Origin of the sequence: Blautia sp. MSK17_66 (genome assembly GCF_020538025.1) — a bacterium.
Taxonomy (GTDB): domain Bacteria; phylum Bacillota; class Clostridia; order Lachnospirales; family Lachnospiraceae; genus Blautia_A.
The window spans coordinates 1-12,953 of record NZ_JAJBNQ010000036.1; the positions used below are offsets into that span (position 1 = coordinate 1).

Annotated in this window: 13 protein-coding genes and 1 pseudogene; 1 reads left to right on the forward strand and 13 read right to left on the reverse strand. The window is 43.8% G+C overall.

Annotation, left to right across the window (positions count from 1 at the left end):
- A pseudogene (locus LIR34_RS16060) lies at window positions 1-475 on the reverse strand (IS200/IS605 family accessory protein TnpB-related protein); the annotation flags it as partial.
- Window positions 465-1,016, reverse strand: a complete 552-nt coding sequence (locus LIR34_RS16065; RefSeq protein ID WP_173903255.1) for a hypothetical protein — start codon at window positions 1,014-1,016, stop codon at window positions 465-467. The pseudogene LIR34_RS16060 and the gene LIR34_RS16065, both read right to left, overlap by 11 nt.
- 284 nt (window positions 1,017-1,300) lie before the next feature.
- Here LIR34_RS16065 and LIR34_RS16070 point away from each other — a divergent pair, with 284 nt between their 5' ends.
- Window positions 1,301-1,618, forward strand: coding sequence for a helix-turn-helix domain-containing protein (locus LIR34_RS16070; RefSeq protein ID WP_161286390.1), 318 nt, complete (start codon window positions 1,301-1,303; stop codon window positions 1,616-1,618).
- A gap of 246 nt (window positions 1,619-1,864) precedes the next feature.
- Here the strand turns inward: LIR34_RS16070 and LIR34_RS16075 are convergent, their stop codons facing one another.
- The 11 genes from LIR34_RS16075 to LIR34_RS16125 form a co-directional block, all read right to left on the reverse strand.
- On the reverse strand, window positions 1,865-2,533 hold the full coding sequence (locus LIR34_RS16075; protein ID WP_173903256.1) for an energy-coupling factor ABC transporter ATP-binding protein: 669 nt from the start codon (window positions 2,531-2,533) through the stop codon (window positions 1,865-1,867).
- Between the two features lie 28 nt (window positions 2,534-2,561).
- A complete protein-coding gene (locus LIR34_RS16080; protein ID WP_173903257.1) occupies window positions 2,562-3,389 on the reverse strand; it encodes an energy-coupling factor transporter transmembrane component T family protein in 828 nt (275 codons plus the stop codon).
- 2 nt (window positions 3,390-3,391) lie between these two features.
- A complete protein-coding gene (locus LIR34_RS16085) occupies window positions 3,392-3,676 on the reverse strand; it encodes a PDGLE domain-containing protein (protein WP_243149148.1) in 285 nt (94 codons plus the stop codon).
- 19 nt (window positions 3,677-3,695) lie between these two features.
- Complete coding sequence (locus tag LIR34_RS16090) at window positions 3,696-4,268, reverse strand: DJ-1/PfpI family protein (RefSeq protein WP_161286387.1); 573 nt, start codon at window positions 4,266-4,268, stop codon at window positions 3,696-3,698.
- Between the two features lie 47 nt (window positions 4,269-4,315).
- Window positions 4,316-5,074: an ABC transporter ATP-binding protein gene (locus tag LIR34_RS16095; RefSeq protein ID WP_173903258.1), complete on the reverse strand. Its 759-nt coding sequence runs from the start codon at window positions 5,072-5,074 to the stop codon at window positions 4,316-4,318.
- Window position 5,075: 1 nt separating this feature from the next.
- Window positions 5,076-5,876, reverse strand: a complete 801-nt coding sequence (locus tag LIR34_RS16100; protein WP_173903259.1) for an ABC transporter ATP-binding protein — start codon at window positions 5,874-5,876, stop codon at window positions 5,076-5,078.
- 48 nt (window positions 5,877-5,924) lie between these two features.
- Entirely contained in the window at window positions 5,925-7,460 is a 1,536-nt protein-coding gene (locus LIR34_RS16105; protein ID WP_173903260.1) for an ABC transporter substrate-binding protein, read from the reverse strand.
- A 26-nt stretch (window positions 7,461-7,486) separates the two neighbouring features.
- The gene (gene nikC / locus LIR34_RS16110; protein WP_173903261.1) at window positions 7,487-8,350 is read right to left on the reverse strand and encodes a nickel transporter permease; all 864 of its coding nucleotides are present in this window, start codon (window positions 8,348-8,350) and stop codon (window positions 7,487-7,489) included.
- Window positions 8,347-9,291: a nickel ABC transporter permease gene (gene nikB, locus LIR34_RS16115; RefSeq protein WP_022215505.1), complete on the reverse strand. Its 945-nt coding sequence runs from the start codon at window positions 9,289-9,291 to the stop codon at window positions 8,347-8,349. The genes nikC and nikB overlap by 4 nt, the downstream gene beginning before the upstream one ends.
- Window positions 9,292-9,450: 159 nt before the next feature.
- Window positions 9,451-10,359: a LysR family transcriptional regulator gene (locus LIR34_RS16120; RefSeq protein ID WP_173903262.1), complete on the reverse strand. Its 909-nt coding sequence runs from the start codon at window positions 10,357-10,359 to the stop codon at window positions 9,451-9,453.
- 65 nt (window positions 10,360-10,424) lie between these two features.
- Window positions 10,425-12,875 (reverse strand): methyltransferase domain-containing protein, encoded by a 2,451-nt coding sequence (locus LIR34_RS16125; RefSeq protein ID WP_173903263.1) that lies wholly within the window; start codon window positions 12,873-12,875, stop codon window positions 10,425-10,427.
- Between the last annotated feature and the right edge of the window lie 78 nt (window positions 12,876-12,953).

Consider the following 12,953-nt stretch of genomic DNA (forward strand, 5'->3'; position numbering starts at 1 on the left):
GCTTCGCATAAGCCCATCTGCTTTTCACCTGTACAGAGCCATGCTTCCGCTGGAATCTGCTTATCCGTCCCAGCACACGGTACATCCGGTCTTTTTCACTGGGGAAATCAATAAACTTTCTTCCCAGGACAGTTCCATCTGACCGCATAATGGTGCAGACTGCATCCGTATTGAGTCCTAAATCCACACTGCAGATGATCTGTTCTTTTGCAGCTGCCTTTGTAAGCAGCACCTTTTCTGTATAAGAAAAACGCAGGAAGTATTTACGATGCCTTTTTTCCAATACAGGTGCTGCAGCCTTTTTTCCTGCCCAGTTCTTTCTGAGATATTCCATATCTGTATGGCTGAGACTGACCCGAAACCAATTCCAGTCATGGCCGTCATAAAGTTTCAGATACGCTCTGTCTTTTTCTTCTGTATCCTCACGGTACATCACATCACGGTAGAATACCGGCATGGCATGATTACCACACACCAGCTTCGGCCTGACGCCTTTCTGCTCTGTCCTTTGTTAAAACCAGTGCCGGGGACATCATCTGTCCTGCTTCCGGTACGGTGTTTCCTCTTAGTCGTAATCTGGACCACTGCCAGCTCTCGCCATTCCAGAGCTTCAGTGAAATCGTATTGTCCTGAGAGTCACGATACGTTCCCTTGTAAAAGGTAACGGATTCTGTAAATTTCTCGGTAGGGTGTTCCTGTGTTCCTCTTGCCAGGTAGCTCTTTGCCGCTGCTGTGGCTGTGTTGATCGCCGCTCGTCGAAAATAAAGAGGGATCTTCTTCCAGGGAAGAGGGGTTGGAACCGGCTGTTTATCGCGTCCTACGATGGTCAGTGTTTCAAGGATGCGGAGTGCTTCCTGTGTCCCGGGCTGCTGATCCGGAAATGTTTCCAGATAGAGTCTGTAGTAAAAGAGCAGAATCTCGTTGTAGAGTTCCTGTGTCTTCTTAAGCCAGTCTGTGTGTCGGAACAGGACATTGTATCTCCTGACTGTGATCGCATAGTACGGGAATTTTTGCATCTGAAAGCACCTCTGACCCAAAATCGGTTATTATGTAACGTTTTTTTTCGATTATAGGATATTAATTATCTCATACCAACCGCAATAACGTCTATAATATCTCTTTTTCTTCATTATGTGATATATAATATCCATAAAGAAAGGCATTCGGCATGAAAGACTATCAGATATAAATAATTTGATCATTTCTAATTCATGTCTTATTTTTCTAAATTTAGAGTTTTAATTATCCCGTTTTGGGGATGTCGGTGATATAAAATGTCACAAAAAAGGGGAAATGTGATATGAATACTAAAGAAACTTTTGGTACCAGACTGGCCAAGTTAAGAACGGATACGGATATTTCCGCAAGAGAGATGAGTCTGGATCTTGGACAAAATCCAAGCTACATAAATCGAATTGAGAATCAGAAGGCTTTTCCGTCTATGCAGGTTTTTTTCTATATTTGTGAGTACCTGAAGATCACTCCGGGAGATTTTTTTGATATGCATACAGATTATCCTAAAGAAATTAATGAATTGATCGAAGTTCTCCAGGATCTGAACTCTGACCAGCTGAAACTGATCAGACAGGTTGCTGAAGAATTTAATAAGAAGAAATAAGAAATGATATCTCGGAACGGGGAGTTAAGGTCAGCCGGGATCCATTCTTATACAGCATAGCTTTTTCGGTTTTTTTCATGGCATTTTATCCCCCCAGGAGGCTTGTTTTCATACTGCATTTTGATAAAATATAAACAACACAAAGATCTGTGTTATTTTATCAAATAAAGGTGCATCGACCTCCACCTGATGATGCACAAAGAAACCCATAAAAAAAGTACTTCCAATCCGCGGGAAGTACCTTTTTTATTTTATTGTTAATTCATGATCTTCATTCATAACCGCAAAGCGATTTCCAATTGTCTCTGCCAGCTGTCGATTATGTGTGATTGTGATCAGTGTTTTTTCTGCTTTATGAAAATTCTGCAGAAATTCCAGAAGCATATCCTGTGTTTTTTCATCCAGTCCTGCAAGTGGTTCATCCAGGATTAGTACTTCCGGATTCAGAGAAAGGATGCAGGCAAGAGATACTTTTCGTTTCTCCCCGCCGCTCAGATGATATGGAGGTCTTTCTCTGAGTTTCTCTATTCCAAACAATTTCAGACAATCTTCTGTTCTCTCTCGAACTTCTGCTTCCGACAATCCCATCTGGACAGGTCCAAACGCAATTTCCTCCTCCACGCTTCCACAGAAAAGCTGCGTATCGGCATTCTGAAATACATATCCCATCTGTTGATGAAACCATTTTGCAAACTGCCTGTCCTTCAGGGTTTTCTCTGTAATCTCATGGCCTTTGTAAAAATAATGCCCTTCTGAAGGAAATATGATTCCGTTCAATAATTTAATAAGAGTTGATTTCCCGCATCCATTCGGTCCCTGAATCACCACAGAATCACCTCTGTCAATATGAAGATTTATATATCTCAGTGCTACTTCATGTTCATATGCAAAACATACTTTTTCTAATGTGATCATACCTGTCTTCCTTTACAAAGTTCCTCTCTCAGACGAATGGCCTGTTCAATTCAAGAAACACAACTACACATCCGGCCATTAACAGAATATGTAAGATATCATATCTGCAGAGTCTGTATTTTTGTTTTAATTGATATTCTCCTGTGAATCCCCGACAACACATAGATGCATACATTTCCTCTGCCATTTCACTTGATTTCAGGAACGTGATTCCAAGTACACCAGAAAAAGATTTTGCTTTATCGGGATTTTTTCCTACGGATCTTAAACTGACTGCTCTCAGAATATCCACGCATATTTCACCCAGAATGGAAATATATTTCAATGTAATATCCAATGTAAAAATAAACAGGGTCGGAACATGAAAAGTTCTCAGACTGCCTGTAAGTTTATTCCACGATGTCTCTGATGACAAAATACCGACCAGCGTTACCGATACGTATACCCTCGCTGTAATATTGGCCAACGTCTGGGGATTTCCCATGAACACTGCTGGTAGTAAAAGCAATATTGAAATTAGAACTGCCCCCTCTGTTCCTCTTAATATCTGGCGAATAGATGCTGCTGAAAAAAAAGCCAGCCTGACTGTCACAGCTGCACACATGATCAATACAAACAGGTAATTTTCAGAACATGCTGTAAGAATAATATAAAGTATCGTATAAAACAATTTAAGAGAAGGAGTGGCAGAAAATCTGCCATCCTTCCCTTCATTAAATCTCAGTTTTGCAAGTACAGACAAAACAGATTTGGTGCTTCTGGTCAGAAAGGCTTCCCTGTCTTCGGAAGGAATATACTCTTCCTCTCTGCACATCCAATTTGGAATCTCTGTTTTTTCTGTTCTTTGATCATTCATTATTATGCCGCTTTCTTTTTGAAATCAATCTTGTCCTTCATAGTAGAAGAAACAATTTTAAAGAAAATTACCAGAAGTGCCACACCAACAACTGCCGAAAGAATATATCCGGTCCATTCCGGCATACCTGCCATCGAATAATCCGGGAACAGTGTTGAAAGCTCAAATCCACTCTCCATTCCTGATGGAGTATAACCCAGCTGTGTACCGCCACTGACAAGATCTGCCATTTCATCGACACACCACTCACCCCAGGGGATATAGACGCATTCCATTTTATTATACATAACTATCTTTTTTCATAGGTCAGAAGTTTCCTTCCCATGAATATCCGATTTCTTCTGCTGCCTTCTCGGCAATGTCAATATCCAGCATATCTCCAAGCAGCCCCAGTGTCATATCTATTGCCGCCATTGTTGTACTGCTGGAATAATATTTTCCGTCTGCGATCCAGTTTTCACCATCGACATAATTGATTCCCACTGTAAACATCCGCTTCCAGTTTTCGTCATATGCATAATCGGCCACCTGTCTGTGGAATAAAAGTCCTGTCCTTGCCAGCATTGCGGAGGCATTTTGGACCATCATGCAGAAAGATGATTCCTCCACAGCCTGCTTCAAAAGCTGCTGGCTTTTTTCTCCTTCTGTATGCAGAAAGCTCTTGACACCCTTTCCGCCCGGAATCAGAAAGATATCTTCAATCTCCAGGGGATTCAACGGTTCCGTCCATACTTTCATTCCCTGCTTTCCGTTGATTAACCCTCCGCGCATGGAAATGAATCGTATATAAAAATGTTCCGGTGTACATCCAAAGACCTGCACCGGACCAAACGCATCCATAACTTCAAAATCATCAAACAGAAAAACATTTACTACCATAGTTTCTGCCCTCCGGTCATTATTTATCGATTATTATGCTGTTGATTTTATAAGACTGAATCGATCAGTTTCTTTGTATATTCCATCTTCGGATGATTGATGATCTCATCTGGGGTTCCGTATTCTACTGTCTTTCCATGATAGAGCACCAGCACTTTGTCACAGAATGCCTGCACCAGTGCAAGATCGTGACAGATCAGGATAAACGACAGATTCTCCTTCTCTTTCAGTTCGATCAGAAGTTCCAGAATCTGTTTCTGCACGGTTACATCCAATGCACTGGTTGCTTCATCGCAGATCAGGATTTCCGGATCTACTGCGAGAGCTCTGGCAATCGCCGCTCTCTGGCACTGCCCCCCGCTGACCTGGTGAGGATAACGGTCAGCATATTCTTTAGAAAGACCGCATCTTTCGAGAAGGTTTTCCACACGTTTCCGTGTTTCTGCACGACTTATCCCCATATTCCGGAGACTTTCCCCAATTCCGTCGCCTAAAGTGCATCTTGGGTCAAAAGATTCCATCGGCATCTGAAAAACCATCTGGATATTCTGATATGTTTCTCTCAAATCTTTGCCTCTGGCATGAGTGATGTCCTTTCCCTTAAGAAAGACCTGTCCCTCTGTGATACTTTCCAGATGTGTGATCATCTTGGCAATCGTACTTTTGCCAGATCCGGACTCTCCTACGATTCCAAGGCATTCTCCACGTTCCAGTTCAAAGCTTACATCATCCACAGCTGTCATGGATTTTTTCCCTGATATAAATACTTTTTTGAGATGGTCTGCTTTCAGGATAATGTCTGTCATTTTACTGTACCTCCTGATTTCTGTTCCGTTTCAGATGAAGCACGGAACTCATCAGTTTCTTTGTATACGGATCTTTCGGATGATCCAGAACAGTCTCAGTTTCTCCATACTCCCTTGCCTGTCCATTCTGAAGTACCAGTATTCTGTCTGCCATCAGCCTTACAACACCGATATTATGCGTTACAAGAATCATCGCGGTATTGTATGTTTTACGCATAAGCAGAAGTTCCTCTACTACCTGTTTCTGAACGGTCACATCCAGCGCACTGGTAGGTTCATCTGCCAGAAGCAGGTTCGGATGCATGATCATAGCTGTACAGATTCCCACTCTCTGGTTCATTCCACCAGAAAGTTCAAACGGATAACTGTCCAGCACGCGGTCACTGTCGTTCAGTCCAATCTTCTTCATGATCTGTCCTGCTCGTTCCCGAACTTCCTTCTGGCTGATCTTCTCATGTTCTGACACTGCTTCATGTATCTGTGCTCCGATCGTACGTACAGGACATAATGCGGCTTTGCAGTCCTGAAATACCATTCCGATCTCTGTTCCCAGAAACTTACGGAGTTTTTTTTCGCTCATGTCTGTAAGGTTCTCACCTTTGTACCAGATATCACCTCTTGTAACCAGGCCTTCTTCTCCCAGAAGCCCCATGATTGCCTTGATGATCGTACTTTTGCCGCTTCCGGACTCGCCCACGATTCCAAGGATTTCGCCCTGCTTTAATTCAAAGCTGACATCCTCAACCGTTGGTTTTCCATTATAAGAAATTGTCACATGCTCTACACGAAGCAAAGAATCCATAATTTATTTTCTCCTCAAAAATTGTTGCTGCAAGCAGAAGCAATAATTTTATTCTACATCCAGGTCAGCAGTGATCTCATAGTAATCACATGGATGTGCTGCCATTCCTGTAACATTTGATTTTGTTACGATTCCCATATTCAGATGAGATACAAAGAAGAACGCATCATCATCCAGAATATCCTGCTGAAGTTCTACTGCAAGTTTTGCTCTTTCATCCTTGTCAAACGTCTGGTGAAGCTGATCTGTCAGTTTTGTTACTTCTTCATTCTGATAGTTACCATAGTTCTTGGCACCTGTTACTGTACTGGTAAAGAAGTATTCCGGATCACCTGTCGGTGCTGTAGTTGTAGAACTTACATATACATCAAAGTCTCCATTCTTTGCAATCGTCATATGGTCAGATGTATTATTTACAACCACATCGATTCCGATATCTTTCAGTGTAGCCTGTGCGTACTCGGCAAGTTTCGGCTGTTCCAGACGGGTTGGGTAAGTCAGCCAGTTAATGCTGAGTTTCTGTCCGTCTTTATCCACATATCCGTCTCCGTCTGTATCCGTCCAGCCGGATTCCTCAAGAAGTTTCTTAGCGCCTTCCGGGTCATAGGAAACCGTTTCTACTGCATCATTTCCATAAGAAAAGCTGCTTGGGAAAGCTGCCTTTGCCGGAACTCCACGTCCTTCCATGATGACAGAGCAGAATCCGTCTTTGTCGATTCCCATCTCAACAGCTTTACGAACGTTCTGGTCTTTCATGATCTCTGAATCCATATTGAACTGACCAAAGAAGCATCGGCTGGTCGCACAGGAATTAATCGTGTAATCTGAATTATTTTCAAATAATGCATAGTTGTCATACTGAAGTCCATAAGTACCCTGAATATCACCTGTCTGCAGGGCTGCGGTCAGTGCACTTCCGTCTGCAAAAGATTTGACTGTAACTTTATCTACCTTTACTTCACCGCCCCAGTAATTATCATTTTTGACCAGGTCGATCTGTGTTGGAGTAACATTCGTGGCAATATATGGACCTGTGGCTGCAACATTGGCAGATCCGCCTTCTCCCTGGATTCCATAATCCATGTCAATGATCGCACCATATGGATCACCAAGATAATTAATGATCGCTGGACATGGTTCTGTGGTATAAATAGTAAGTGTCAGACCATCTGCATCAATATGATCGATCTTGAGGTCATAAGGTGCACGGTCATGAACTGCGATCAGATCTTCCAGACATTCCTTGACTGCTTCCGCATCCATGGTACGTCCACTGGAAAACTGTACTCCGTCACGAAGTGTGATCTTTACAGTTGTATCATCCACAAATTCATAATCAGTTGCAAGCCATGGCTCTACTTCCATGTTGTCATTATATTTGAACAGAGTTTCGCCAACGCCATAACGAAGTGCACTCCAGCCTGAATAGTTGTCATGTGGGTTTAATCCCGCATCTCCCATTTCCTCGCTGTATCCGGTTGTTCCATAAACAAAAGCCTTTTCACCGTCAGCCCATACGGTTGTAGACATTCCTGCTACAAGCATTGCTCCTGTCAGAATTGCTGTAAGTAATTTCTTCTTCATAATCGTTGTTTCCTTTCTTTATTCTCTTATTTCTTTGCTCTTTCTTTTGGATCCATAAAATCTCTGAGTGTATCCCCGAGAAGATTAAAGATCATAACGGTTATAAATATGGCAAGTCCCGGTGCAAGTACCATCCATGGTGAGATCTGAAGCATACTTCTTCCATCATTAATCATGCTTCCCCACTCTGCCATCGGAGGCTGTACGCCAAGTCCGAGGAAGGACAGTCCTGCAAGTTCCATCATCATAGTTCCGATATCAAGAACAGAGGTAACCAGTATCGGACCTGCAATATTCGGTAAAATATGTTTAAACATAATTTTCAGTGTGCTGCTTCCCGAAAGTCTCACCGCCATCAGATATGGTGAATCTTTCTGTGCAAGAGTCAGTCCTCTGGCAAGTCTGGCAAACTTCGGCCATCCGATGACAGCCAGTGCTATGATCGCATTCTGGATGCCACCGCCAAGTACACCAGCTACTGCAAGGGCAAAAACAAGGCTTGGGAACGCAAGAAACAGATCTGATATACGCATCAGCACAGTATCTATGATTCCTCCACACCACCCGCAGATGATGCCGATCACCGTTCCAAGTATCGTGACGATCGCCACCAAAAGCAGTGTCGCATAAATACTGGTCGTACTTCCTACCAGTACACGCGAAAACATGTCTCTTCCGTAGCGGTCTGTACCCAGTATATGTTCTGCACTTGGCGGTTTCTGTGCCAGCAGAAGATCCTGTACATCCGGATCATACGGACAGAGCTTCCGTGCAAAAACAGCAACAACCAGAAGTATCAGGGTCAGTATTGTAAAAAAGATCAGTTTTTCTCTCACATGGTTTTTCTTTATCTTCTGTTTTCGGACAGATATCTGTTTCTTCTGCGTCATGCTCTGTCACCTCCTAATCTTACTCGAGGATCCAGATAGTGATAAATGATATCCGTGATCAGGTTTACAACCACATAAATGATTGCCATCCAGGCTACATATGCCTGAATGATCGGGTAATCTCTCATGGTAATGGCATCTACTGCCATTTTGCCAACACCATCCCACATAAAAATAGTCTCAACGATTGTAGTTCCTCCCAGAAGACTTCCTATTGATAAAGCCAGCAGAGTAATGATCGTCAGCATGGAAGACTTCATAACATTCTTCCAGATGATCACGCTTCCTCTCACACCTCTCGCCTTTGCTCCGACCACATAATCTTTGTTCAGTTCTTCAAGGATCGTAGCTCTCACCTGTCTGGTATACTTGGATGCCATAGATATGGCAAGTGTCAGTGTTGGCAGAACGAGGCTTAAAGCTATATTGTCCGTTGTGATTACCGGAAACCATCCAAGTCTGATGGAAAAAAAGTACATCAGCACCAGTGCTGCAAAGAAGTTTGGCATGGAATTCCCGATAAAACTCAGGAAACGTATCAGGTAATCGCTCCATTTATTATGCTTTACCGCCGAAAAAATGCCGAGTGGAATTGCGATCAGCATTGTCAGCAATACAGAAGATACGGTCAGCATGATCGTTGCCGGAAGTTTTTCTACAAATGTTTCATAAACATCTCGTTTGGATACGTAGCTCTTGCCCATATCTCCGGTTGCCATTCCTGCAAACCATTTCGCATACTGAATAAGAAATGGCTGATCCAGACCATATTCCTTCCGCGTCTCATCAATGACTTCCTGTGAAACTGCTGAACCGGCATTCTCATACATATACGTTACCGCATCACCACCTGCCAAACGCATCATGGCAAAAGACAAAAAAGTGATCCCAATTAGAATCGGGATCAGCTGAAGAAGTCTTTTAAAAATGTATTTAATCATGAATTCTCCTTTTGTGCCTGTAAATCATCAGACAAAATATCCGCATAGTAATTCGTCAGATAAAGACTATCAGATGTCAAAAAAGCGCACAACCCCGTGGGGGGGTTATGTGCTATTCGTTATTTGAATATCTTTTGTCTGTTTTGGAATATGTCGCTTTTAACTTTTGGGAAGGCGTTCCATGAGAAAATCAAGGAATTCCTGTACGCTCTCATCGATTTTCTCACCTCTGTGCAATATATAGCCAAAAATCACTCTGCTGTCTCCCATATGAAGAGGGATTCCCGGTGTCGTTCCTTTTTTATTTTCGGAGAGATAACTGCCGCTCACATTGGAGGCACGACTGTTCTTCAGCATTTTTTCCATAATATAATCGCTGTTGGTCAGTACGGAGATGTCAAGATCACGCCACTGAAACCCTTCTTCCCCGGCAGCACCGATATCAAAAAACTCATCCTGATAATTCTGTATGAAGCGAAGCCCCTTCAGATCTTCCGGCTCTACACTCTCTTTTTCCGAAGCATAAAGCTCCGTCTTCTGTCCGGGATAAAGGATCACCTCTGTCTCATACATGGGAACGAACTGCATTTTGTTTTTGGCCAGTTCATGCAGGAAGTTTTCTTTCTGCTGACTGAATATATAAACAAAACCAATATCATCCAGATAATCCCGCACACGCTCCATAACGCTTCGCACGCCTGCTGTGGTCACCTGAAAGTGATAGTTTTTTTCATAGGTCTGGTTATAAAAATCCACAAACTGATTTGCAAGCCAGGAACTGGGATTCATCGAAATACGAATCCACCTGGTCATTCCTCTGGCAGCCATGTTTTCCAGTACATCCATCTCATTTATGATCTTGCAGGCATAATGATAGACCTTCTTTCCCTGCACAGTCAGGCGGATTCCTCTTGGAAGCCGTTCAAAAAGCTGGATTCCCAGGGCATCTTCCAGTGCCTTGATCACTTTGCTCACACTTGGCTGTGTAGAGTAGAGGAGTTTCGCTGCATCACTGAATGATCCTGTCTGTGCACATGCCACAAAATATTGTAATTGTTTTAAATCCATGTAATTCTCCGCATCTGATTCTGTTTTCAGCAGTATACCTGCTGTTTTGTATGGTTTTGATCCAGTTATTTGATGGTACGCAGCATAAACAGAGGAGTCGGATTGTAGAAGGCATCTTTTTCCAGATAGATCCTGCTGCTGATTCCCAGATCCACTCGAAATTCTTTCAGTTCCATAGCTCCCAGCGTTTCCAGATCCCAGGCCGGGCGGCTGTAGGAACTGATTGGAAGCTGGCGCTTAAGTTCCTCGCACTCTCGCATCATATCGTCGCCAAGCATATTATGGGCATGGTTTTCCGGCAGATCCTCTACATTTGAGAAATCTGTGATTCCATAGTTCGCATCAAAGTTCAGCAGTACGCCGCCCTTTTTGAGTACACGGATCCATTCCCCATAAGCATGACGCACATGCGGCAGTGTCCAGGTCAGGTTTCGGGAAATGATCATGTCAAAGCTTCCGTCCGGGAACTCCGGATTTTCTGCGTCCATGACAAGGAATTCACAGTCTGCCTTCTCCTCCTTTGCAAGAATGCGGGCATTTTTGATCATATCCGGTGTCAGGTCGATTCCTGTCACCTGATGTCCGGCCTTCGCCAGAAGAATGGAGAAGAATCCTGCCCCGCATCCCACATCAAGAATTCGAAGGTTCTCACCTTCTGGCATCTGTGCACGGATTTCCTTCATCCATCGCTCTGCCATTTCACTGTGGAGTTCCTGTCTTCTCTGCTCCAGAAAGCTGTCACTTCGTTTTTCCCAGTAATTCACAATTCGCTCTTTGCGCTCGTCATAAGGACTGACGATTCTTCCATAAGTGACCATAGGACCATTTCCGAGAACCTGTAAGGTTCCTGTCTGATAGAGAAGAACACCGTCGAACTCTGCGATGCTGACTTCCTTTACTTTGCCTTCATAGTCACGGACTTCTCCGAGGATATCTCCCTCCTGGATCATATCGCCGACTTTTTTGAACGGATACCAGAGGCCGTCTTCCTCTGCATCCTGGTAGCGGACATCTGCCACATCCAGAGGATAATAGGTTCTGAAATCTTTGATTCCCTGGTAGAGTCCCATATGGCACAGGATATTCCGGACATCTCTTCTGGTAGAGCGGACTTCCTCATAGTTCCAGTCACCCATCCCGCCGCGCTCGATCAGAATGCTTGGGATTCCCTGCGAAGCTGCATAGTTATAAGAACCACCAGAGGCCACATTGGATCTTACCATGTATGGAACATCAACCTGTTCTGCCATTTTTCTGGATATTTTTACAGTTTCCTCTGGAGCTGCCCCGGCATAATAAACATACGGTGTCAGCTTCTCATAATCGTCTCCGCTGTGAAGATCGATATAATAATCTGCTACTGGCTGCAGTTCCTGAGATACTGCCCAGGCAAGCCGCTCCATCTCTGTTCCTTCCGGATTTCCCGGAAATTCACGGTTGAGGTTTCTTCCGTCAGTCAGTCCCATACTTCCGTTACGGTGTTCAAACGCCGGACGGTTCATAACCTTTACGATGATGATCGTGCCGGTCACCTTTTCGATCTTAAGCTTCTGGGACAATTCGATTGCCGCCTGAATTCCCACATACTCTCCGGCATGTACTCCGGCAGTGATAAGCATGGTCTTTCCCTCGGCATGTCCATGCAGGACCGTTGCCGGAAGTCTGATCTCTCCATCTGCAAGCTCCAGTTCCCCGTTCCATTTCTGTCCCGGTTCTACGGTTATGTTTTTGAGATGAAAAGCAGCTCTCTTTCTTCCAGTCAGCAGAAAAATCGGAGAAGTACTGTTGTTGATGATCTCTTCTTCTGTCCAGACCTCTTTCCAGACCGCCTCATCACAGGATACATCCAGAAATCCGGTTTTTGTCATGGTTTCCAGATCCCATTTCGGACGTTCCAGACGACTTAACGGAACCTGTCGGGCAATTTCTTCCATCTTCTCGATATCGGTTCCTCGGTAGTAATCCTCTACCTGCTGTTCCTCTGTCTGCTGCCGGTCTTTCTCGTAGCTGTTTCGTTTCTCTTCATTATATAAGTGTCCGTACCAGTCTGCATCAAAGTTATAAAGTACACCACCCGGCTTGAGCACGCGGAGCCATTCTCTGTATGCGAGATCCGGTCTTGGAAGATTCCAGGTCACATTCCGGGTCACGATCACATCGAAACTGTTGTTTTCCACATCGAGAGCCTGTGCATCTCCGGTTTTCCACACAATACATTTCGCCATTCCACCGGCATTCTGCTGTGCTTCTTTCAGCATTTCTTCTGTATAATCGATTGCTGTCACCTGATATCCGGCCTCTGCGAGAAGTATCGCAAAAAATCCCGGTCCGGTCCCAACATCGAGGATTTTTATCTCTTCTGGTTTTTGCTGTGGAAATTCCTCTTTTAATAAGGAAAGAAGTTTATCTCTCCACATGGTCCGTCTGGCATCTGCCATCTCCTGCTGATTATATTCTGAATAACCTCTGGCACGGTTCGTCCAGTAGTCATGGATTTCATTTTTAAGATCGTTCATAATATGTCTCTTCTCCATAGATTGATACTGCCAGGGGTAAAAAGCAAACTCCCCCAACATAAATATTTTAAAGTATAT